The organism is Larkinella knui, from assembly GCF_003858645.1.
Classification (GTDB): domain Bacteria; phylum Bacteroidota; class Bacteroidia; order Cytophagales; family Spirosomataceae; genus Larkinella; species Larkinella knui.
Genome location: NZ_RQJP01000005.1, coordinates 427,702 through 450,961, shown reverse-complemented (window position 1 = coordinate 450,961; position 23,260 = coordinate 427,702). Strand labels below are relative to the sequence as shown.

The following is a 23,260-nucleotide window of genomic DNA, read 5'->3' as shown; positions in this document are numbered from 1 at the left end:
GAAGCTTCCGGGCGATAGTTTGTATTTTGAATGAGGACGAAACATTCGAAACCAACGCATGACCAGACTCAACTTTCTGATGGTAATGACATTGCTGGGATTTCTTTGGCTACCCGCCCAGGCCCAGCAAGGCGAGCGCCTGCACCTCGACACCACCGCAACGGCCAATCGGGAGGTGTTTACAATCGTTGAAGTGCCCCCTACATTTCCGGGTGGCATGAACAAACTGGGCGAGTATATCCGTACGAATCTGAAGTATCCCGAAGCCGCCCGGAAAGCCGGACAGGAGGGCAGGGTTTTCGTTTCGTTTATTGTGAACGAAGTGGGCGGGATTGAAGAGGTACAGGTGTTGAAAAGTCTTGGCCCGGAACTGGATGCGGAAGCCAAACGGCTTATCGAAAAGATGCCCACCTGGATACCGGGGAAGCAGGCGGGTCGGGCGGTGGCCTGCCGGTTCAATCTGCCGGTTAATTTCAGGATTAGAGGGAGCCGGTAACCGCTGGAAACCGCTCCAGATTGGTCCCGGAATGCGGTTTTCTGGTCATGCCCGCCGTTTACCGGTTACTCATGATTCACCCGGGCTTTGGAAACGACACCACGACGGGAAAAAATAACCATCAAAATCAGATAGCCTACTGACGTCAGCCCATAGACCCAGGGCAATCCCTGCTTGCCCTCCTGGTAGTACAGGTAGGCAATTAATCCCAATACCAGCGCTTCAATGGCGAAAACCAGGACATCAAAGTTTTTAATCCAGCGGCTCAACTGGTGATGCCACACCGATGCCGCAACCAGCAAAAGTCCTAACAACAGAAAGAAACTACCCAGCACGGCATGGTGGTCTTCCCACTTCGTAACGCCTTTCAAAATGATAACAACGCCCGCCAGCACATGCGCGATTATCCTGCCCTTTTCGCCTTTACTCATTGCCATTGCTACAGTTACGTTTAGCCGAACCATTAGATTGCCGGTAAAATAACGGTAAAAGTAGCTCCTTTTCCAAATTCAGACTGGGCTTTGATGAGTCCGGAGTGATTGCGAATAATTTTACGACAGTAGGCCAACCCCACCCCACCACCTGCCAGAGCTTTGTTATACGGCCCCTGGGAAAAAATGTCAAAGATCTTTTCAAGCTGGGATTTTTCAATTCCTACCCCATTGTCTTTAATCTGAATCTCAACAAACCCGGATTGTTTTCCAGCCCGTAACGCATCGTTTAGGGGAGAATGGGGCAACGTGCTGCAGGAAATTGTGACAACCGGTGTGGCATTTTTGTTTGAAAATGTAACCGCATTATTGACCAAATGATAGAAAAGTTGTTCCAGTTGGAGCGGTATGCCGTTGACCAGAGGCAGTTCGTCTACCTGGAGCGTTACATTTTTGGCCTTCAACTGAGGACTTAGCCGGGTGCATACGTCGGCGATGATCTTGTTCAGATTAACCTGTTCAAAGAAAGCTTCCTCATCATCTAACACTGAAAAACCGGACAGAGCCTTGATCATCATGGAAACTTTTTGCGCATTGGAATTAATCTTCAGCGCCAGATTCCTGGCCTGATCGATGTCCGTCTTCTCCGTCGCATCGATTAGCATTTCACTAAAAATCCTCAATTTCCGAAGCGGTTCCTGGAGATTATGGTTGGAAATAGGCTGATACTGCCGGTTTTCATCCTGCGAATTGGTCAATTGCTGGCTCAGATTTTGTACCGTATCGTGGCTCTGTTCCAGTAGTTCAACCTGTTGCAGATGAAAGGAAATCAGATCAGCGAAGAGGCTGAACATGCCGGTAATTTTCGAATTATTGAGTTGCGCGGGATTGGGATCGATGGCACAAAGCGTACCGAAGAACTCACCGTTTTTGAGGATGATGGGAAATGAAATATAACTTTGAAAACCGTATTGTAAAGGCGTATGGTGATTCGTATAAACATCACTTTCCTGTACATGGTCGATAATGACGGCCTGGTGATGGGCCCGGATTTCGTTACAAACGGTGGATTCTACCTGTAATTCGCCACCCGGAACCAGCCCAAACTGGATTTCATCCCGAACAATACAGGCAATCCAGCGTTCCTCTGTCACCCGGGCAACGGCGGCAAACCCCATCCCGGTTGTCTGACACACGACGTCCAGTAGGGTGGCTATGATGGGAATCTGTTTTACCCGCTCAATATCTCTCGATAAATCAACCTCTTTATGAATCATTCCGTCGGGCAGTGTTTCTTTTGAGTATAATCATTTACTGCCTTAAAGTGTTTATCCAGTCAAGCGATCGTTCTATTCGGAGTTTGTGGTAGGAGTCGTTTATGCCTATGCTCTGCGTTCAATTTTCCCCACCAGAAAGATGTAGGAACAGGCGCCCAGCAATCCCAGGGCCCCGATGAAGACCAGAGCCGGTTTGAAATCGCCGTCTTTTGCCAGATACCCGATAACAATCGGAACAATGATGGAAGCGAGATTGCCCATGAAATTGAAAACGCCACCCGTCAACCCAATCAGGTGTTTGGGTGACAACAGCGACACGAAGACCCAGGAAATCAGGGCCATACCGGCTCCAAAAAACGAAAGGGCCATAAAGAAAATAATAGCGGCCGTTTCGGTGCTGTAGTTGGCACCGACAATGCTGGTCGATAAAATGAGTCCGACGATGATCGGCGTTTTCCGGGCCGCACTGACCGACCAGCCCTTTCGGACTAACTTATCGGATAAAAAGCCCGACAAAAGCACCCCGGCGCAGGCCGCCAGAAAAGGGATGGACGCCAGGTAGCCGGATTTGATAAAATCCAGCCCCCGGTATTTCACTAAATAGGTCGGAAACCAGGTCAGGAAAAACCAGAGTGTGGCGTTCACCGCAAACTGCGCAATGTAGACACCCCACAGCGTCCGGCCTTTGAACACCAGCTTGATGTTTTCCCAACTCCACACACTGGTGTGCGTCGTCCCCGTTTTTTTTCCCCGGAACAAACCGCCCCCTTTTTCAATATACTCCAGTTCAGCTTGGTTTACGCCCAAATGATCCAGCGGATCACGGTAGGAAAGGTACCAGATGACGCCCCAGACTAAACCGACCAAACCGGTAATGACGAACAGGCCTTTCCAGCCCGCATACGCCTGAATGGTTACTAAAACCGGGGTCAGGGACGCCAGGCCGATGAATTGTCCCGAAACATACATGGCCGTAGCCGCTGCCCGCTCGTTGTCTGGAAACCAGCTGGTTACGATCCGGTTATTGATTGGATACGAAGGCGCTTCGAACATACCGGTGGCCAGACGCAGCGCAAAAAGACTCGCAAAACCCCGGGCAAAGCCCTGGCAGACGGTGGCCACCGACCAGGTAATCAAACAAAAAGCGTACAGAATCCGGGGGCCAAAGCGGTCGGCTACGAGCCCCCCCGGAATCTGCAAAACCGCGTAGGTCCAGCCGAAAGCCGAAAAAATATACCCCATTTCAACCGGAGACAATTCTAGATCCTTGCTCAGGCTGGATGCGGCCACGGACAGGTTACTGCGGTCCAGGTAATTGATAACGACATTGATAAATACGAGCGCCAGCATCCCGTACCGAACCCGGGTTTTTTGAGCCTTGCCAATGACTTGCTCCATCTTTTGTTTAGGGTTTAGAGTTTACCGGTTTGCAGTTTACGGTTTACGGTGGCTGACGCAGGCTGCTAGCCGCGTCCTTGTAGAATGCGTCAGCCACCGTAAACTGTATACCGAAAACCGAATCACTATTTCGCTGTCCAGCCGCCATCGACGGTGAGCATAGAGCCAACCATATACGTGGCGGCATCGCTGGCAAGAAAAATCGCGGCTCCCTGAATCTCCCGCAAATGACCCCAACGGCCCAGCGCGGTGGCTCCCACGACAAATTTCTTGCCTTCTTCCGTATCGGCAATCGGCACATTCATATCCGTCAGGAACGGCCCCGGACAAATGGCGTTGACGGTAATGTTGAACGACGCCAGCTCCAGAGCGAGTGCGCGGGTCATCTGAACAACCGCACCTTTGCTGGATGTATACGGCGTTCGGTTGGCCAATCCGACAATGCCCAGCGTGCTGGCCAGGTTGATGATGCTTCCCCTGCCGGCTTTTTTCATGAACGGCGTAACGGCCCGGCAACAAAGCCAGGTGCCCGTTACATTGGCCGTCATCACCTGGTTGAAATCTTCCAGCGTCAGTTCGTCGATGGGTCCCCGGATGTTGATTCCGGCGCTGTTGATCAGAATATCGATACGCCCGAAAGCGTCGATAGCCGCCTGAGCCATGGCTTCTGTTTGTGGCTGATTGGTAATATCAGCGCTAAAGGAACGGGCTTCGACCCCAAAATCCTGGCTAAGTTCCTCCGCAGCTTTCTTGCCTTCTTCCGCATTCCGGTTTACCAGCATCACATTGGCACCCGCCGAAGCGAGTCCGGCAGCCATTGCGAAACCCAGCCCTTTGGACCCGCCGGTGATGATGGCGGCTTTTCCGCTTAAATCAAATTGCTTAATTCCTGGTAGTATTTCGTTCGGCATGGTGGTGTTTTTCTATCGGCGAATCACAGGATATGGACCACCTGACCCCAGACGGGCCAGTGGTTGAATTTAAAATTGGCACCTGGCGGAGTCTTCAGGACGCCCCGCCGGGGCTTGGAAATCTTTGGCCTGGATTACCCCCTCCGGGGTAAAGGCCTGGCTTATAGGATACCAGAGGCTAGTTAAGCCCCAGCCTGGTAGTACTGTACGAAAGGCAGGAAAGGATATTATTCTCCTCAGCGGCCAGCCGGTCTTCGGGCGTCAGCTGGGCCACGGTTGGCAGACCGGCTTTGTACGAATGTTCCTTGACCATGCGGAGCGTCCGGGTCATATCCTCCCGCGGTATTCCGCCGAAAGTCGCCCAATACTCTTCTTTACGACACGGTATTTCCAGCGGATCGCGGGTGATCATTTCCAGATTGAACGTCACGGCCGGGTTGTGTTTTTTACAGAGTGCCACCATTTTGGGCAGGTCCAGAATGCCTTTGCCGAGCGGAACTTCCGACAGCAGAAACCCATCCGGATACGCGGCAACGCCCATGTCTTTCACGTGCGTCGTGAACACGTAAGGCGACAACGTCTGAACCACTTCCATCGGGTCTTCGAGCAGGGCAATGCTGTTGCCAAAATCCAGCGTCACACCGATCCACTCACTGTTCATCTGTTTCAGGATTTCGACCAGTTCGCCCGCCCGCCAGTCTTTGTGGTTCTCGACCGCCAGTTTGACTTTGTGTTTCCGAAGAACGGGCTCCGCCAACTGCAACGAAACCAGTGCATTTTTCTTCAGAGCCTGCCACTCGTCGTTGGAATGATAGGTTTCGTAGCGCCGTCCACTCGAACAGACTGTCCGCAGCACCGTAGCCCCGGCTTCCTTCGCGTTGATGACGTCCTGCTCAAAAGCCGCCACCTGGTCGGTTTTTTTGGGCAATCCAATGGACCCTTCCAGATACAGCCCCGTCTTTTCCCGCTCATCACGGACTTTTTTGGCAAAATCCGCCGACCAGTCCCGCACGACCGTCTGCACGCCCCCCGCGCCAATTTCCTTACAATGATCGATCAGATCGAGCGCATTGGCAAAACCGGGATACTTTTTACTTTCCGTTTTCGACTGATAGCGACTTCCGTACGAATGTACCACAATTCCCATCGGCACGCCTTTCAAAAATGCCGGTATTTTGGGCAACGAGAGCGCCAGAAAACCGGCACTCGATTTTTGTAAAAATTCTCGTCTGTCCATTCTGATTACGGGTTTGAAATCGTCTGAATCGGATATCGTTTTGGCAAAAATCTATTTCCCGCCCGATGCTTTGGCTTCCAGCATATAGCTGTTCAATTCTTTGGCCGTCCAGGGCACCACGCGCCCCTGCGACGTAACCCGGGTCATCCCGACGGTTCTGCGGCCAATCGGACCGGCATTATTGCCCCATTCGTTGCGGATATACATCAAAATGGAGGTGAGAGAAGCATCATCCATCGTCGAATGCGCGGGCATAACCGGCAAAATATCCGGCACATTATACACTTTGTTGGCGACTTCAACCGGCCCTTCCATCCCGTGTAAGAGAATGAGCGCCAGGCGTTTTTCATCACCTAACACCCAGTCTGAGCCAATCAGGGGCGGTCCGAACCGGTTCAAACCAGCGCCATCCGTGCCGTGGCAGCCCGAGCAGGTGCTCAGGTACAGCTGTCGGCCCGAAGCAAACAGTTTTTGCTCGTCGTCGCTCAACGGATTCTTCTTGGGCGTACTTCGAACGGCGGTATGTCCCGGCCATTCAAACAGCGAGGCTAACCCTTCCAGGCGCGAAGGTTCGATTTTTGCGTCGGAACGGGCCAGAATGGCGGGCGCGGAGGCCAGTTTAATCGGTTTTTTCGTCGTATTGCCCTGAATCGACAGACTGGTAAGTACGGCTTTTTCCTGCCAGCCCAACGCTTCTTTATCCAGCATCGTCAGCAAAGCCGCCAGTTCGGCCGGGTTTCTTTTCCGGACAATGGACGTCGTGAGCATTTCCAGAAAGATCTCCTTCGAAGGCTCATGTGTCTGCCATTGGGGCTCTTTCAGAACGGTTTGCAAAAAGGCGAATTCCTGATTGTACAAGCTGCTGAGTGCCGCATCCCGAATCAAAGCCGTGTTTCCATACCGGTTTACAATACCGGCCAGAAGTGGATGAGAAGCGCCCGGTTCGAGAATACCGGCCGTAAACGTCATCTGAAGGATCTGCTCGATGGGCGCTTTTTCCCAGGCTTTCAAAAGTTGCTGTTCCAGTTTTACCCGAATGGTTTTATCCGTTTTAGCTAGTGGTTCCAGCAACCGCAGGGCAGTGGTTTTAACGAGTGCATTGGGGTCGGTTACCAGACTAAAAAGCAGATCAGGATTGCTCAACTTTAGCCCATCCAGCGTCCATAAAGCATGAAACCGCCCCAACGGGTTATCGCCTTTCAGGGCCAGATCGGTCAGCGGCTGGCGCACCGTTTTATCATTCCGCTCCACCAGCAGCCGCTGCGCCATATCACGGTGCCAGCCGTCGGGGTTCGACAAGTCACGAATCAGTTCTTTGGAGGATGCTTTTGACAATTTAACCGGTTTTGCCGGCTTCCAGTTTTCGGGCACAATCCGCCAGATCCGGCCCCGGTTGATGGGCATGACCAGCCCCCGGTTGATCGTCTGTCCCCGCAAATACGGCGTCACGTAGGCCTTGTGCTGAATCAGTCCCCGGTACATATCCGCGATGTAGAGCGCACCGTCGGGACCGGTGGCCTGGTGAACCGGGCGGAATCGCTCGTCGGTCGAAGCCAGAAATTCTTTGCCGGGATGTGGGTCCTGCGCGTTCAGGATCAGCCCTTTATCTTCCACCCGGTTGCGCTTGATCAAATTACCGGCGGGTTCACAAACGAACACATTGCCGTAATAATCCGCCGGTAACGCCTTTCCGCGGTAGACCAGCGGTGAACAGGCCGCGGTAAATTCCAGCAAGTGTCCTTCTTTATCGAGCGTTCCGGGAATGTAGCCCCGGTTGACGGCCGGATTGGGCCGGATCGGATACACCCGGCGGTCGATGGTCAAACCATGGTCGATTCCGGTGGTGGGTGTGTGGTTTTTGTTCCGCGAAAGGTAATTGGGCGGCACCAGATCGGCGTGGAGCTGTGACCAGTTGTAGTTGTAATACAGGCGACCTTCATCGTCATGACTGATGCCCCACTGACCCCGGAATTCCGTGCTGTCGCGCTCCCATTTTCCGTCGTTCAGGCGATAGCGAAGGCGCGATTTGGCGTTGTAATACCAGTTATCCATGCTGCGCCAGAGTCCATTTCCGGCGTGTTCGGGCAGTCCGCTACCCGCATAGTTCGGATCAATCATGGTTTTTGTATCGGCCTTCAAATCGCCGTTGAGGTCTTTTGTCATCCACAAAGCGCCATTCTCAGCCACCAGCGCCCCGCCCGGAACCAGGGCAATGGCCCGGGGCATCACCAGGCTATCCAGGTAAATTTTGCTGACGTCCATCTGACCATCGCCGTTCGTATCTTCCAGCACCGAGATGCGACCAACCCGCTTATCTTCACCCGTGCCGTCCATGTTGGGCATGAATCCCCGCATTTCGACCACCCAGAGCCGACCGTCTTCATCGAAGGTGATTACAACCGGATCCTGAACCATCGGTTCAGCCGCAACCAGCTGGGCCTTCAAACCCGGCTCGATTTGAAATGTGGCCAATTCTTCGGCGGGCGTTCGGACGGGCGACGGGCCTTCCTCGCGCGTCGTTATAAAGCTAAGCAGGCCCAGCAGACCGGCACCAAGCAGATAAAGTAGGTAAATGCGCTTAACCATGAGACGCTATTTGTCATTATTACATAATAAAGAATTTTTTGTAGAATACTACTCATCAACGTCGTCGGAACCAACGATTATTGTAAGTTTTCAAGTGATTTCTGAAAGGAAATTAAGGTTCCTGATGTGACGCCAATCCGGACGTACTGGCCGCGCAACGAACGGATTCTGGTAGCAAAAAAGCCTCCCTGATCTCCTGAGCCGGGTTGGGTTCAACCGTTTACATCCGGATTACACGCGAAAAATTCGTTTCCGAAAAACGTCCAGAGCCGCAATGGTAAAGGCGCCCAGCGGCACCGTCGTCATGATTTTGAGGTCCTCGGCAAAGGTGGTGTCTTCGTCCAGAAATCGAAAAATCTGGGCTGGAGGGTTGTTTTGATACAATCTGGTAAAAATATCGTCGGCCGGGTGACGATGGTTTTGCAGCACATTCAGGAGCACACTGTCCAGAAACCGCTTGAAAACGCGCCGTAACCACGGTTTACGGCGTTTGGGTTTTCCGGTAATAACCAGATTCTGAACGATTTCGTACAAATACCGCTGCGTCCGCTGAAAGGTATAACCGGTCGATGGCTTCGTGTAGCCGCCGGCCGTCCCGATCCGGACCACATGCTTCCCCGGCCGTTCTTTGGTCAGTTCGTCCGACATCGGAATAATGCCAAACTCGGTTTCCTGAACCGTATACGTTCCGGTATCTAAAAACCGGTCGATATAGCTGCGCAGAGCGGTTTCGTAGTACTCGTCCGGTAAAAGCGCATCGTTGAAAACGGTATATTCTACCAAAGCCGTCCGCTCGTCGAACGGCAGGACGTATAAAAACCGGCAGTCGCCGTGCTGCTCAACCCGAAAATCCATCATGCAGGGTTTGCTAACATCGAAGCACGGCTTTTCGGCCACAATCGTCCAGCCTTTGAAATGCTGCAGCAGATTGTGATTTTCAGAGCGGTTCAGCTTCAGTAAATATGTGCTGTCAAATACATAGTTAGCGATGTAGGGCTCATCGTCGGCAATGACAAAACCGCCCTGTGGCGTGTCTTTCACCCGATTGATGGTAACCTGCCGGAACTCGATGGAAGGAAACTGGGCGAGGTGATTCTTCACGAAAGCATAGAAATCACTGCCCCGCAACATTTTATACTGGTAATCACCGATGTCGAGCAATCCGTTAAATGTGGTTCCGAAAAAACCGACGGTGTTCCATTTTCGAAATAAAATCGACTCAAAAGGCCCGTCTTTATCCTCCCAGAAGCACCACGTCCGATCATTCCGGTCTTTGGTTTCTTTATCGAGAATCAGGATGGAACGGTCGCGCAGCGGTGACAGGCTCAGGTAATACGCCAGGCTCAACCCAGCCATTCCTCCTCCCGCGATGATGAAGTCGTATTTTTTCATTCAGAACAAGAAAGCGAAAAAGCCGGAAAGGAAAAAGGGAGAAAGGGAAAAAGGCTCAAAAACCTCTTTTCCCTTTCTCCCTTCGTCCTGGTGTCTCTTTTCTTTCTAATTATACATTCACATGCCGCTCGGCGTGGTACGATGAACGAACCAGGGGGCCTGACTCGACGTATTTCAGCCCGCGTTTCAGCCCTTCTTCGCGATACATGGCAAAGGTTTCGGGATGAATCCACTCGATTACTTCGTGGTGCATTTTGGTCGGTTGCAGATACTGCCCCAGTGTCAGAATGTCCAACCCGTGCTCGACCAGGTCATCCATCGCCTTCAGCACTTCGTCGACGGTTTCGCCCAGCCCGAGCATAATGCCCGATTTGGTGCGCTGACCGTAGTCTTTGGTACGGCGAATTTGCTCCAGACTGCGTTCATACCGGGCCTGCGGCCGCACGCGACGATAGAGCCGTTCGACGGTTTCCATGTTGTGCGAAACCACTTCCTGTCCGGCTTCAATCATCCGGATCAACGCGTCCCAATTACCTTTCGTATCCGGAATCAGCGTTTCAATGGTGGTAGTGGGCGACACTTCCTTCACGGCCCGAACGGTCTGGTACCAGATTTCGGCACCCCGGTCTTTCAATTCATCGCGATTGACCGACGTAATAACGGCGTGTTTAACTTTCATCAGCAGGATGGCTTCCGCCACACGCCGGGGTTCGTCGGTATCGTATTCGTTGGGGCGGCCCGTTGCCACGGCACAAAACGTACAGCTACGCGTGCAGACGTTGCCCAGAATCATGAAGGTTGCCGTGCCGGCTCCCCAGCACTCGCCCATGTTGGGGCAATTGCCGCTTTCACAAATGGTATGTAATTTATGGGTATCGACTAATGTACGGACTTTAGCATATTCCGGGCCAATGGGCAGTTTCACCCGCAGCCAGTCGGGGCGTTTCTTTCGCTGATTTTCGGAGGGAATTACGGGAAGTTCAATCATAGCAAACCTCAATCCAGTTTTTTACACAATGGATTTTCGGGAAGTAAAGTTCGGGAATACGGAGGAAAGGAAAAAGGAATAGCCGACGGAATGGCGGAAGAGAAGCCTGGAAACAGGAGAAAAAGCAACGGTTTTTTGGTAACTTTTTCTCCTGCCTCTTTTTATTTCTTGTTTCCGAAAAACAGCGTTACGAAACCTGAAGTATAAACGCTGCGATTATTAGTATCATTCATAATAATAACCTGTTTGGAAAATGCTTCGGCCAGAAAGCCAATTTCCAAACCGGTCATGTTATTCCGGAAAGCACTCAGTTCGAAGGCAACGGCGGCTTTAAAATTCAGGCCAAGCGTTAGTTTCGATTTATCAAACCCCTGAAAAAAACTCCCGGCACCAACAATCAGCTCCGGCTGTAAACTGGGGTCGAACGGACGCGTATCCACCACACCCGGTCGGGTTGTATACTGCACGTAGTAGGGTTTTATAATTCCGAGGGACGGCCCAACGGCCAGAATGCCGTTGATCGCGATGCCCTCATCTGCCGTGCGGGTAAAAAGCGAAATTTCGCGACCGTATTGCGGACGAACGACAAACAGATAATTCTGCTTATTGTACACATACCGCGCGCCGGAATAGGGCGTCTGCGACTGCACTTCTTTGGGATGCTTCACATTGACCAGTTCGACGGCAAAATAACGAAACTGCCGTTTGCCCTGAAACAAGGTTGGTAAAGCCTTCGAATGCCGAAAAACAAAACCGCCTAAAATGCCGGAGTTGGTATTGGTCGTTACGCCATAGGTGGTAACGGTCGTATACTTATCTTCATCGGTGTCGGCGGTCTGAGCCTGCGCACTGCAAGCGGTCAGCAGCAAGCCCATGATGGATACTATCTGTAAAACTCGTGACACGGTCGTGATGGAAAACTTTTGTAACGATAAAAATAACAGTTTACTTTGACACTACGAAATTAGTGTTGGTGTCGGCCCTAACTCCTTCGCTCCCATGAGTAACGGTCTGAACCATGGGTTGGTTGCGTGAAGCAATTTATATTTTTCATTTGACAGTTTATACGAACCGGATTTTATCTTTTGGTACCATGCCCACGATACAAACTACTTATTTAGGCGATTTACGGACGGAAGCCATTCACCTGCAATCCGGTACCCGCATCATTACCGACGCCCCCACCGATAACATGGGAAAAGGCGAAGCGTTCTCACCCACTGATCTGGTGGCGGCTTCGTTGGGAAGTTGCATCATTACCACGATGGGAATTGTGGCCCGGCGCGAAGGTATTGAGCTGATAAACGGGGAACTGACGATCACCAAAGTGATGTCGAAAGACGCACCCCGGCGCATTGTCCGCATCGAAATCGATATTATGATGCCGCCGTCGGAAGCGTATTCAGACACATTTCGGGCTAAAATGGAGCATACCGCCCACACGTGTCCCGTGGCGCTTAGCCTGCACCCGGATCTGGAGCAGGTAATCCGGTTTGAATGGCAAGAATCAGTACAGGTTGGGGCTTAACGGCCTGGCTTAATTTTTCGAAAGCCGCGCCCGAATTTCCGTTAGTCTGTCTTCATAGGACGCGCCAACCGGAATTTTAAAATGGGCAATGGTGATTTCGTTCCGGGCAATTTTCTCAATTTTCCGGAACGAAATACTGTATGAACGGTGAATGCGGATAAACTGATTTTCGGGCAGCATCCGCAGACTGTCGGACATGGTTTGCCGGCTCAGTAGTTTTCGGTTTTTGAGAACAAACGTTACATAATTCCCATCCGATTCCAGGTATAAAATATCATCGAGCCACACTTTTTCTTCTTCGTAGCCGGTTTTTACAAAAATAAACTCCTCGCCACTACCATCCCGCAAATTCTTATGGTCCAGCGCTTTGTTACAGGATTTCAGAAAGCGGGCCAGCGGGAATGGTTTTAGCAGATAATCGATCGCATCGAGTTCAAATCCCTGAACGGCATAATCGGAATAAGCCGTTGTAAAGACGATCATCGGCACCGTTGGCAGGCATTTGACAAAGTCGATTCCCGATATATCCGGCATTTTTATATCCAGAAAAATCAGGTCGATTTTGTTCTGTTGCAGAAACGGAATGGCCTCGAAAGCATCCGTAAAACCGGCCTTCAGGTCGAGAAAAGGCACTTTGGCGGCATGCAGCCGTACGACTTCCAAAGCCTGCGGTTCGTCGTCGATAGCGATGGCAGTTACCATGTGCGGTACACTAATGGTGATCGGGATTTCAAATATCGGTTTTTAAATTGTATAAACATGAAGTGGTTAATTGTTTTCTATTTCCCACCATTAATTATGTTAATAGGGTCTTTGCTTTATTATTTTTACCCACCGAAAAAGATCAATCTATGGTATGGTTATCGAACCAGACTTTCTATGATTAATGGTGACACATGGACGACGGCCAATGGATTTGCTTCAAAATATATTTTAAATTTAATTAGTATCTATTCTATTATTTTATCCATAACCTTATTGGTTTTACGAAGAGACGGACTAATTCATGTATTTTATAATTTAAAGAATTTCTTCCTGATTACAATGTTTTTACTTTCGTTACTAATCTTACTCAGTATCATCCTGGCCGAATTAAAGTTAAATGCCATTTTTGACAGCTCAGGAAATAGAAAAAAGTAATCAGTAACGATACGAATAGATTACGGAAGGGATGCCGGTTACCTTCAAAATCGAATGGTTAGTGCAATAAAGTAATCCTGTTCCGACGCCTGAATCGCCAGCGTATACCGGCCGGGATAAATCAGCTCCAGCCGTTTTTTAACATTTTCCAGGCCAATACCGGAATGTTCTTTCTCCGGGTCGTTGGTCGGTCCCGGATGGAGTGAATTGTGTACTTTAAAGTAAATGGTTGAGTTATCCAGCGTCAAGGTAATGAAAATCCAGGACGGATTTCGCAAACTGATCCCGTGTTTGAAGGCATTTTCGACAAAAGGCAGCAGCATCATGGGCGCAATGGACACGTCGCGGTCGGGCTCCTGAATCGTCACCCGGATCTCAATACCGTGGGTTTCATCCAGCCGCATCCGCTGGAGATCGATGTAATTCCGCAGGTATTCCACTTCTTTGGGCAGCGAAATGCGGTCCCGGTTATTTTCCTGCAACATAAACCGCATCATGTCTCCCAGTTTCTGAATACCGTCGGCGGTTTTTTCGCTGTTTTCTTTTAAAGCCGTGGCATAGAGGCTGTTGAGGGCGTTGAACAAAAAGTGCGGATTGATCTGGGATTGCAGCCCCGCCAGTTCGGCGGATGTTTGGGAAACCTCGGTTTGCAACGCTACTTTCTCTTTCACCGAGGTCCGGCGCAGCAGGGCAATAATAACCGCCCCCAACAGGGTCAGCAACGCCAGCGCGTTGTTAAGCCCCGAATCAGGATACCGGAAATACGTTCGGGCACCCCAGACCATGGCACTGAGCAGGATCCAGAGTAGCAAACCGACCAGCCAACGGCCCAGAAAATCCGCCGTGCGGAAACTCCGGATGTACGGCAGTACTGCCGTATACACATAAGCCTGAAGAATGTAGACCTGGATCGGAATGGCCAGCATAAGCAGTATTTCGCGAAACGGGCTTTGCCAGAGCGTTTCGGGCAGGGTGGCTGCCAGGACAAAAATCACTAAAAAACCGTATAAAGGTACCCAAACCAGGTAGCTGATAAACCGGAAATCCTGGCGGGCTTTTCGGTGCAGGTAATAGCCTAACTGGCAAAGCAGTTCGTACGCAACCAGGAAAATACCCAGGCCGATGGCATCGGCCAGCACATTCCGTTTCCGGTATAACGAATAGACTTTCAACCCGATAATGGCCCTCGCATCGTCCTGCCGGAAATGAACCTGAAGTTTGGAAAAATAGTAAACGGTTACGCTGCTCACGACCAGTAAAACGCTCAATCCGGCATATAACCGTATTTTCTCATCGGTATCGTTGTTGTTCCAGTTCGGAAGGGTGAGGTAATGAAAAACGTACCAGGCTGCCAGAAAAAACAACACCCCGGCAATGAGCGGAAAATTGTTGTTGATCGTATGGTTATACCCGGCCAGATCCCGCCAGATGATAGCCGAAGGAACCCGGTTTTTTTCAGCCAGGTCGATCATTCGATCAATCCGGTGAACTTCTTCATTCAACCGCCGAACCACGTAAACGAAGGCCGCTCCCACGGCGAACCACAATTCAAAGCGTCGTATACCCGCTAAATCCCGCATAGTTGACTTGTTTTTGAACAAAGCTAGGCCGGGAAAGGCAGTATAGGGATGAAATGGGGTGAACCCGCAGAAAAAAGGGGTAAACGAAGGACTGATTCAAAAAACAGTAAATAGATGAATTTAGTGTAGGAACCGCTGTCCGTGTGAGTTGTCTGGAAGGAAACCACTTCCCAGCCGTTTTTTTCAACGTAATTGACGGCCTGCATCACCGTTTTGAAACGCTCGGTTATTTCCCTACTGAATCGATCCGGCGGGTCAGGACTAACTCTTCTTTTGTTTCGTCGCCAGATTCTGTTTTCCCGCCAGTTCCGTAATGGCCACCACCAGCCGATCCAGTTCTTTGGGCGTTGTGTAGACGTGGGGCGTCACCCGAACGCCGTCGATGGGGCCGAGTGTGATCGGTGTGGTGTGGATTTTGTACGTTCCCAACAGCTCGCTTTCCAGCTCGGGTCCCTTCATACCGGTGATGCCGACAACGGCCAGGGCACCGGCAAATTCGGGTTTTAGGGACGTGAATAAGTTGACACCGGAAATGTCCTTCACTTTTTCGGCCCAGTAGTTTTTCAGATAATGCAGTCGCGCAAATTTCCGGGCTGAGCCGATGCTCAGGTGAAAATCCACCGCCGTGCCGATGGCCATTTCCGCAGCAAAGGAGCGGGTGCCGAGCGACTCAAATTTGCGGATGTCGGCTCCGTCGGGCTCAGGACTGGATAACAAGGCCCAGATGTTCCTGATTTTATCTTTCCGGACATACATCATTCCGCTACCGAACGGCGCACAGAGCCATTTGTGCAGGCTGGTTGCGTAGTAATCGCATCCCAGATCCGGAATTTTATATTCCAGATGGGCAAAGCTGTGGGCTCCGTCGCAAATCACCTCAATTCCCTGCTTGTGAGCGGCATCCGCAATTTTACGAACCGGCATGATCTGACCGCTCCAGTTAACGACGTGGGTCGTATGAACGACTTTGGTTTTGCTGGTAAACGCACTGACGTAGTGCCGAACCAGTTCCTCTTCATTTTCGGAAGGCAGTTTCAGGTCGAGCCAGACGAGTTTGATGCCGTCCCGTTTTTCCCGCTGTTTCCAGGCATTTATCATGTTCGGATAATCCTGCTTGGCCAGAATCACTTCGTCGCCCGGTTTTAGGGTCAGCCCAAAAATAACCGTATTCAAACCTTCCGTCGCATTGCGGTTGATGGCCAGTTCGTCCGGCGAGCAGCCCGACAAATCCGCCAGTTTGGCGCGCAGCGACTCCCGGCCCTGATCCAGAATTCGCCACATGTAGTAGCTCGGGGCTTCGTTGCAATACTGGTAAAACCGGATGTGTGCATCCTGAACCAGTTTGGGCTGCGGGCTAACCCCGCCGTTGTTCAGATTCAGAATGTTCGGCGAAACCGTGTATTCGGCTTTGATCCATGACCAGAAATCTTCATCCTGTGCGATCTGCTGCGGGCTGCTGGCGGTGTGTTGAAGCCGCTGAAAAACCGACCGGTTAGCCTCGGTCAGAAAATCGGGCAAAACCAGTGGCGTAGTGGCGGCTGCGCCGAGTTGGCGGAAGAACGTGCGACGGGTAGACATGGCTCAGGAGGGACTATGGCGTTTATAGCACAAGATAGAAATAAAATTGCCATAACGCTATCAACGCCAAATAAAACCTACTAAAAATACCAGAATCTCTAAATTTTATTCTGCACAATTCCGCCAAACAGGGAATAGCTAATGTCTGGCGGTATCTGCGTACTTCCGGCAAGGGGTACGTGGAAACTACGCATTTTTCAAAAAGCGTACTTGTGCGCTAAAAGACCCGCCCCGACCGACCTAATTTTGCATTGTCAAATCTGACATATCCACACCATTGATACGATTCTAATAACAACAAACTAATGAAAACGGTCTTGATAATCAGTACACTCTGCCTGGCCCTGGCTATTACCCTGCGGGCGTCGAGTCAGAAAAAAATTACGCTAAAACAAACATTGGAGCAGCAGATTGCTTCGTACGTTTTGTATCCGGAGGTCTTGCAACAGATCGACAACGAAGATTTTGTCGTCATCAAATTCCGGGTTGATGGCGAACAACGCCTGGCCGACCTGCGTATTTCGAGCGGTGACAACAAAAGCCTGAACGCAACGCTGATTAAGCAACTAATGGGCAAAAAAGTATTTTTGACGGAGCCAAATTCAAACGAAAACCAGGAATACCTGGCCCGGGTGCGCTTCCGCCTGATTTAACCGTACTACCTATCCACCCACAAACGGCAACGGCCCCGGAGCAATTCGGGGCCGTCGCCGTTTTAGAGAACTCTCCAAAAGCGCTACGTAGCGCTTTTTGTTCAAAACGAGACAAAGATTGTCCATTTTGAGCTAACCTCTGTCCGTCTTAAATCCCCTACTTTGTTTCTTACGGTCCATCATGCCGTCTAATCATTCTCACCTTAAAAGAAGCCGTTTTAAAAATGAAAAAACGTTTTACAATTCTGCCAATCCATGTTTCTATGAAAAATTTTCAGTTGGCACTAGGGCCGATGGCCCTTCTCTTCGCGTGTGTTTTAACCGGTTTAAAAAGCAAAGAAACGCCCGGGAAAAACCAGCTTACCGCTCCCCAATCGGATGAGGCTACCATTAAACGCGGCAAATACCTGGTTGGCATTCTGGGCTGTCAGGATTGCCACTCTCCTAAAAGAATGGGGGCAAAAGGCCCGGAAGTTATTCCGGAATTGCACTTATCCGGTTACCCAGCCGACCGGCCCGTCGGAAAAATTGTACCCGAAGCCTTGAAAAACGGCTGGATGCTTTTTGGGTCTGATGGCACGCTGGCCGTTGGCCCCTGGGGAGTTAGTTTTGCGGCTAACCTCACTTCCGACGCTACCGGGATAGGCACCTGGTCGTATCAACAATTCAGGACGGCACTGACGCAGGGCAAATCCAAAGGGCTGGCAACGGCGCGGCCCCTGTTACCGCCCATGCCCTGGTTCAATTACACCGACATGGCGGAAGACGATATTCAAGCCGTTTTTCAGTACTTGAAGAGTACCAAACCGGTAAAAAACGCCGTGCCCGCCCCATTGCCCCCGGCAAATTGAATTAACGCAAAGGAAAACGAGAGACGTTTTTCTCCCTGAAGTCTGTCAGCTAACCGCAACGGGACCAATTTTCAACCGGCTTTCGAAACAGTTTTCAACTCCTTTATCCCGCTGTCTTCCAGCACAAAAAAAGCCGTACCGAGAGATCGGTACGGCTTTTTTATAGGACTGAAACAAGGTTACTGCGGATTCTTGGTAAAGGCAATGTAATCGGCCAGTACTTTACCGCACTCGTCCAGATAGAGATCCTTTTTCGGCGCCTTGCCATCTTTCGGATCTTTCGCCGGCGTAGTCGAATCGTTGGTCGCAACCGGCTCTCCGGCGGCAGCGCTAATTGATTTCCGGCGTTTCTCGGCTTCGTCGCGCTCTTTTTTGCGCTTCGATTCCTGGAGTGAGACGACGGTTTTCTCTTTCGCACGTTTCAATTCGGCAAAGTCAGCCATAAGCTGCTTCATTTCCGTATCCGACTTTAGCCGTTGTTCGTAGCGGTCACGAAGCTTGCTGATAATTTTGTCGTCCAGGCTCCGGGTTACTTCAAAACGCGCCGAAGCGATCTGATCCCAGGGCAACGCGCTCGGCTGCGAGCTTTCGCCGTATTCTTCCGCGCTGAAAGCCGACGGCAGCTCAATATCCGGCGTTACGCCTTTGTGCTGCGTACTGCTACCGTTGATCCGATAGAATTTGGCAATGGTCATTTTAACCTGTCCAACTTTATCAGCTTCTTTCAGCCACGTGTTCAAATCCACCATGGTTTGAACGGTTCCTTTTCCGTAGGTCTGGCTTCCAATGATGAGCCCGCGTTTGTAGTCCTGAATGGCTGCGGCAAAAATTTCCGACGCCGACGCACTAAACCGGTTCACCATTACCGCCAGAGGGCCATCATAAACGATCGACGGATCAGGATCGGTTTGCACTTCGATGTCGCCCTGGGCTTCTTTTACCTGAACAACCGGACCCCGCGAAATAAACAGACCGGTCAGCGTGATGGCTTCCGTCAGTGATCCTCCGCCATTGTCGCGCAAGTCGACGACAACACCGTCTACTTTCTCGGTTTTCAACTCATTCAGAAACCGCTGAACGTCGCCGGTTGTGCTGGCAAAACCTTCTTCGCGTTTCCGGGCCCCTTCAAAATCACGGTAAAAAACCGGGATCGTTATGACGCCTAATTTGTATTTCTTCTGATTCTGCGTGATTTCAATGACTTCTTTCTTGGCGCGTTGCTCTTCCAGTTTGATTTTTTCACGCACCAGTTTAATCTCTTTCGGAGGAGCACCGGCGATGGCGTCGTTCGACTGAATTTGCAGACGGACGGTGGTTCCTTTCGGGCCTTTGATCAGTTTTACGGCGTCATCGACCTGGTAACCAACAATGTTGACGATTTGGCCACCTTCGCCCTGGGCCACACCCACGATCTTATCGCCTTTCGACAACAGCTTGCTTTTGAAGGCCGGGCCACCGGGAATCACTTCAGAAATCTTGATGTAGTCACCATCTTCCTGCAAAAGAGCCCCGATTCCTTCCAGTGACGCACTCATTTCCTGATTGAAACGGTCGGCCGAACGAGGTGACATATAATTGGTGTGCGGATCGAGCGATTCGGCAAACGAGTTCATGTAGATCTGAAACACGTCTTCGGCTTTGATCCGGTTCATGTATCGGTCGAGGTTTTTATACCGCGCCTTCATGCTGTTGACCACGGATGTATCGGCCTTGCCGCTTAGCTTCAATTCCAGCGACTGATTTTTCAACAGCTTGCGCCACAGATCGTTTTGCTCGTCCAGGCTCTTCGGCCAGTTGGCTTTTTCGCGATCGGTATTGAACGTTTCATCGGTCGTAAAATCGAACGGTTTTACGAAGTTCTCCTGAACAAATTTATTCCGTTCCTGATAGCGTTTGCGGAAAACATTGTAGATGTCGTAAGCCGCCGTCAGTTCACCGTTTATCAACTGGTCGTCGATGTTGTTGCGGTATTTCTCGAACGAGTTAACGTCCGAAGCCAGAAAATAGGCTTTGTTACCGTCTAATTCTTTCAGATAATTGTCGAAAACAACGGAGGACAACGAGTCGTTTAACCGCACTTTGCGATAGTGATGAGTCGTCAGCAAGCGGGCGACCAGTTGTTCGACATGTTCCTGCGACACCGACGGTTTTAAATCATCGGCGCTTGGTGGTGGCAGCGGTACGGCTGACATCCCTGCTTGTGGACCCGGCTGAAGGCTCAGCATCAGCACCGGAACTAATGTAATGAGGTACTTTCTCATGTTCCCCTTTCTATGATTAATGTAGCACCACTCTCACTCTCAACTTACATGGTTAACAACGAACGGCGGATTAAATGGTTAAAATGGCTCGCTAATTTTAGCCGTTTAACAATTTTTAACCATTCAACCAGCCGTTGATAACCACTCACTTATTTTTTCACAATTTCCAGCAGTTCAATATCAAAAACGAGTGTTGAGTTCGGTCCGATCTGCGGGCCGGTTCCCTGCGGGCCATAGGCCAGCGTTGAGGGAATATACAGTTTCCACTTGGAACCGACCGGCATCAGTTGCAAAGCTTCGCTCCAGCCCTGAATCACCTGGTTGACCGGTATTTCAAGGGGTTGCCCCCGTTCAACGGAACTGTCAAAAACCGTTCCATCGAGCAATCGCCCGGTATAATGGGCTTTCACCGTGTCGGTGGTCATTGGTTTTGGCCCGGTTCCTGCCTTAACCACTTCATACTGCAACCCGCTGGCGGTTGTGGTGATGCCGGGTTTCTTTTTATTTTCTAATAAAAACTGTTCGCCAATCTTTTTGTTGGCATCGGCTTTGGCCGACCGTTCCCGCTGGAAAAATGCGCCGATGATCTGGTTGGCCTGTTCGGGAGCAATCTGCATATTCTGCGATTGAAGTGCATCCTGCAACGCTTTCGTAATGGCTTTGATGTTGGCATTGCCGAGGTTCTGCTGTTTCAGCCCTAGTCCGACATTTACCCCAATGCTATAACTAACGGAGTCGATGGCATTGTTTAATTTAAGTGGAGAAGAAGCTGAGGCAGCGGCCGGAGCTTTGGGTTTGGCAACCGGTTTTTTCGTTTGAGCCAGTACTTGACCCGATACCAGTACAGCCGACAGCAGGCCGGCTAAAGTCCATTGTTTAATCGTCATGTGTAAGAGACAAAAGTTGTATTCAAAATGTGCTTATGCTGAAAACGTAAAGATGCAGGTCAAAAGTTTGGTAATAGTAGGATTTAATAAAACAAATTATTGATGAATGGTAGTGAGCAAGGGCCGGTGGACCTCCCTGCGGGTACTTCTGCCGATGAAGGCGACCGGTTTTCGGGTATGAATTTCTCCGAACTCACTAAATTAAAGAACAAATGCGGAGATACTCAATAAGCGGAGATAAATAATCAGTATTTTTTTTGGCGCCCGGAAGGTACGGTTAAAATGCGATTAAAACCGCCCTGATCAGCCTGATCAAATTTCGCCGACTCAATTCTTAGAAAAGTATAAACTTCGGCGACGAATTTTCTTGATAACGTCTGTTTTAGTGAAATTTAGTGCGTAACTTTGCACCCGAATTCTTAGAACCATCATAAAACGATTTTTCCACTCATATGGTATCAGTTAGACCCGACGAGGTTTCGGCCATTCTCCGGGAACAGCTATCGAACTCCAGAACCACCGCCGAACTCGAGGAAATCGGTACGGTGTTGCAAATTGGTGACGGAGTAGCCCGCATTTACGGACTATCAAAGGTCCAGGCCGGTGAATTGCTGGTATTTGAAAACGGATTACAGGCATTAGCCCTGAACCTCGAAGAAGACAACGTCGGAACCGTATTGCTGGGTGACTACAGCGAAATTAAAGAAGGTGCTACGGTGAAGCGTACGAATCAGATTGCCTATGTCAACGTTGGCGAAGGTATTCTGGGTCGGGTTGTTAATACACTGGGTATTCCCATCGACGGTTTAGGTCCCATTGTTGGCGAAACGTTTGCCATGCCGCTGGAGCGTAAAGCACCGGGGGTTATTTTCCGCCAGCCGGTTACTGAACCGCTGCAAACCGGTATCAAATCCATCGACGCCATGATTCCCATCGGTCGGGGTCAGCGTGAGTTGATTATTGGTGACCGCCAGACGGGTAAAACCGCCGTGGCCATCGACGCCATTATCAACCAGAAAGAATTTTACGACAAAGGTCAGCCGGTATTCTGTATTTACGTGGCCTGCGGTCAGAAAGCGTCGACCGTTAAGCAGGTTGAAGCCACCCTGCGCCGGGCCGGAGCCATGGACTACACGGTTATCGTTGCCGCTCCCGCGGCCGATCCTTCACCGATGCAGTTCTTCGCGCCTTTTACCGGGGCCGCTATCGGCGAATATTTCCGGGATACGGGTCGTCCGGCGCTGGTTGTTTACGACGATTTGTCTAAACAGGCCGTTGCCTACCGCGAAGTATCACTGTTGCTGCGTCGCCCACCGGGCCGTGAAGCTTATCCGGGTGACGTATTCTACCTGCACAGCCGCCTGCTGGAACGGGCCGCCAAAATCATCAACAATGACGCCATTGCGGCAACGATGAACGACCTGCCGCCTTCCCTGATCGGTAAGGTCAAAGGGGGTGGTTCGCTGACGGCTCTGCCGATCATCGAAACACAGGCGGGTGACGTCTCGGCCTACATTCCGACGAACGTAATTTCAATTACCGACGGCCAGATCTTCCTGGAAACGAACCTGTTCAACTCTGGTATTCGTCCGGCAATCAACGTGGGTATTTCGGTATCCCGCGTGGGTGGTAACGCCCAGATCAAGTCGATGAAGAAAGTGGCTGGTACATTGAAACTGGATCAGGCGCAGTTCCGCGAACTGGAAGCGTTTGCCAAATTCGGTTCGGATCTCGATGCATCGACGAAACTGACCATCGAACGGGGTCGCCGGAATCAGGAAATTCTGAAACAGCCGCAGTATTCGCCGGTATTGGTGGAACACCAGGTTGCCATCATTCTGGCCTCAACCAACGGGTTTCTCGATAAAGTACCCGTAAACCGGGTCAAGGAATTCGAAACGGAATTCACGATGCTGTTGACCACGCAGCATCAGGATACGCTCGATCAACTCCGGGCCGGTAAACTGGACGACAGCATTATTGCCGTTATCAAGAAAGTTGCCACCGAATTAGCCGTTCGTTTCGCATAAGGTTTAGCGTTTGCAAATTCAGGAGTACAGGAATTG

General features: G+C 50.7%; 20 protein-coding genes. 6 read left to right on the top strand and 14 right to left on the bottom strand.

All coding sequences use genetic code 11. The features are described from left to right. Positions 1 to 58 precede the first annotated feature (58 nt). Entirely contained in the window at positions 59 to 496 is a 438-nt protein-coding gene (locus EHT87_RS24170; protein ID WP_124909241.1) for an energy transducer TonB, read from the top strand. 65 nt (positions 497 to 561) lie between these two features. Here the strand turns inward: EHT87_RS24170 and EHT87_RS24165 are convergent, their stop codons facing one another. The 9 genes from EHT87_RS24165 to EHT87_RS24125 form a co-directional block, all read right to left on the bottom strand. Then, on the bottom strand, positions 562 to 933 hold the full coding sequence (locus EHT87_RS24165) for a hypothetical protein (protein ID WP_124909240.1): 372 nt from the start codon (positions 931 to 933) through the stop codon (positions 562 to 564). Between the two features lie 26 nt (positions 934 to 959). After that, on the bottom strand, positions 960 to 2,204 hold the full coding sequence (locus EHT87_RS24160) for a sensor histidine kinase (protein ID WP_124909239.1): 1,245 nt from the start codon (positions 2,202 to 2,204) through the stop codon (positions 960 to 962). A 105-nt stretch (positions 2,205 to 2,309) separates the two neighbouring features. Continuing rightward, a complete protein-coding gene (locus EHT87_RS24155) occupies positions 2,310 to 3,602 on the bottom strand; it encodes an MFS transporter (protein WP_124909238.1) in 1,293 nt (430 codons plus the stop codon). Between the two features lie 125 nt (positions 3,603 to 3,727). Continuing rightward, positions 3,728 to 4,513, bottom strand: a complete 786-nt coding sequence (locus EHT87_RS24150) for an SDR family NAD(P)-dependent oxidoreductase (RefSeq protein ID WP_124909237.1) — start codon at positions 4,511 to 4,513, stop codon at positions 3,728 to 3,730. Positions 4,514 to 4,691: 178 nt separating this feature from the next. Beyond that, the gene (locus EHT87_RS24145; protein ID WP_124909236.1) at positions 4,692 to 5,750 is read right to left on the bottom strand and encodes a sugar phosphate isomerase/epimerase family protein; all 1,059 of its coding nucleotides are present in this window, start codon (positions 5,748 to 5,750) and stop codon (positions 4,692 to 4,694) included. Between the two features lie 51 nt (positions 5,751 to 5,801). Next, positions 5,802 to 8,336, bottom strand: coding sequence for a DUF7133 domain-containing protein (locus EHT87_RS24140; RefSeq protein WP_124909235.1), 2,535 nt, complete (start codon positions 8,334 to 8,336; stop codon positions 5,802 to 5,804). Positions 8,337 to 8,567: 231 nt separating this feature from the next. Then, positions 8,568 to 9,728, bottom strand: coding sequence for a lycopene cyclase family protein (locus tag EHT87_RS24135; protein ID WP_124909234.1), 1,161 nt, complete (start codon positions 9,726 to 9,728; stop codon positions 8,568 to 8,570). 109 nt (positions 9,729 to 9,837) lie between these two features. Then, entirely contained in the window at positions 9,838 to 10,716 is an 879-nt protein-coding gene (gene lipA, locus EHT87_RS24130) for a lipoyl synthase (protein ID WP_124909233.1), read from the bottom strand. Positions 10,717 to 10,877: 161 nt separating this feature from the next. Further along, positions 10,878 to 11,621 (bottom strand): hypothetical protein, encoded by a 744-nt coding sequence (locus EHT87_RS24125; RefSeq protein WP_310587571.1) that lies wholly within the window; start codon positions 11,619 to 11,621, stop codon positions 10,878 to 10,880. A 188-nt stretch (positions 11,622 to 11,809) separates the two neighbouring features. On the opposite strand from EHT87_RS24125, the gene EHT87_RS24120 reads away from it, so the two are divergent. Further along, the gene (locus EHT87_RS24120) at positions 11,810 to 12,244 is read left to right on the top strand and encodes an OsmC family protein (RefSeq protein WP_124909231.1); all 435 of its coding nucleotides are present in this window, start codon (positions 11,810 to 11,812) and stop codon (positions 12,242 to 12,244) included. 9 nt (positions 12,245 to 12,253) lie between these two features. Here the strand turns inward: EHT87_RS24120 and EHT87_RS24115 are convergent, their stop codons facing one another. Then, positions 12,254 to 12,946 carry a LytR/AlgR family response regulator transcription factor gene (locus tag EHT87_RS24115; RefSeq protein ID WP_124909230.1) on the bottom strand — a complete coding sequence of 231 codons (693 nt, stop codon included), beginning with the start codon at positions 12,944 to 12,946 and terminating at the stop codon, positions 12,254 to 12,256. Between EHT87_RS24115 and EHT87_RS31885 the strand changes: the two genes are divergently transcribed. Beyond that, complete coding sequence (locus EHT87_RS31885) at positions 12,887 to 13,384, top strand: SdpI family protein (protein ID WP_124909229.1); 498 nt, start codon at positions 12,887 to 12,889, stop codon at positions 13,382 to 13,384. The two genes, EHT87_RS24115 and EHT87_RS31885, sit on opposite strands and share 60 nt — an antisense overlap. A 44-nt stretch (positions 13,385 to 13,428) precedes the next feature. On the opposite strand, the gene EHT87_RS24105 is transcribed toward EHT87_RS31885, so the two are convergent. Both EHT87_RS24105 and EHT87_RS24100 read right to left on the bottom strand, forming a co-directional pair. Further along, entirely contained in the window at positions 13,429 to 14,964 is a 1,536-nt protein-coding gene (locus tag EHT87_RS24105; protein WP_124909228.1) for a sensor histidine kinase, read from the bottom strand. Between the two features lie 261 nt (positions 14,965 to 15,225). After that, entirely contained in the window at positions 15,226 to 16,542 is a 1,317-nt protein-coding gene (locus EHT87_RS24100; RefSeq protein WP_124909227.1) for an aminotransferase class V-fold PLP-dependent enzyme, read from the bottom strand. Positions 16,543 to 16,847: 305 nt separating this feature from the next. Between EHT87_RS24100 and EHT87_RS24095 the strand changes: the two genes are divergently transcribed. Both EHT87_RS24095 and EHT87_RS24090 read left to right on the top strand, forming a co-directional pair. Next, complete coding sequence (locus EHT87_RS24095) at positions 16,848 to 17,195, top strand: hypothetical protein (protein ID WP_124909226.1); 348 nt, start codon at positions 16,848 to 16,850, stop codon at positions 17,193 to 17,195. Positions 17,196 to 17,458: 263 nt separating this feature from the next. Then, a complete protein-coding gene (locus EHT87_RS24090) occupies positions 17,459 to 18,046 on the top strand; it encodes a c-type cytochrome (RefSeq protein ID WP_124909225.1) in 588 nt (195 codons plus the stop codon). 179 nt (positions 18,047 to 18,225) lie between these two features. Here EHT87_RS24090 and EHT87_RS24085 read toward each other — a convergent pair whose 3' ends face one another. Both EHT87_RS24085 and bamJ read right to left on the bottom strand, forming a co-directional pair. Next, positions 18,226 to 20,307 (bottom strand): carboxy terminal-processing peptidase, encoded by a 2,082-nt coding sequence (locus EHT87_RS24085; RefSeq protein ID WP_124909224.1) that lies wholly within the window; start codon positions 20,305 to 20,307, stop codon positions 18,226 to 18,228. Between the two features lie 149 nt (positions 20,308 to 20,456). After that, positions 20,457 to 21,194 carry a BamJ family beta-barrel-assembly machinery protein gene (gene bamJ / locus EHT87_RS24080; RefSeq protein ID WP_124909223.1) on the bottom strand — a complete coding sequence of 246 codons (738 nt, stop codon included), beginning with the start codon at positions 21,192 to 21,194 and terminating at the stop codon, positions 20,457 to 20,459. A 452-nt stretch (positions 21,195 to 21,646) separates the two neighbouring features. Between bamJ and atpA the strand changes: the two genes are divergently transcribed. After that, on the top strand, positions 21,647 to 23,224 hold the full coding sequence (gene atpA / locus EHT87_RS24075; protein WP_124909222.1) for a F0F1 ATP synthase subunit alpha: 1,578 nt from the start codon (positions 21,647 to 21,649) through the stop codon (positions 23,222 to 23,224). The last annotated feature ends 36 nt before the right edge of the window (positions 23,225 to 23,260 follow it).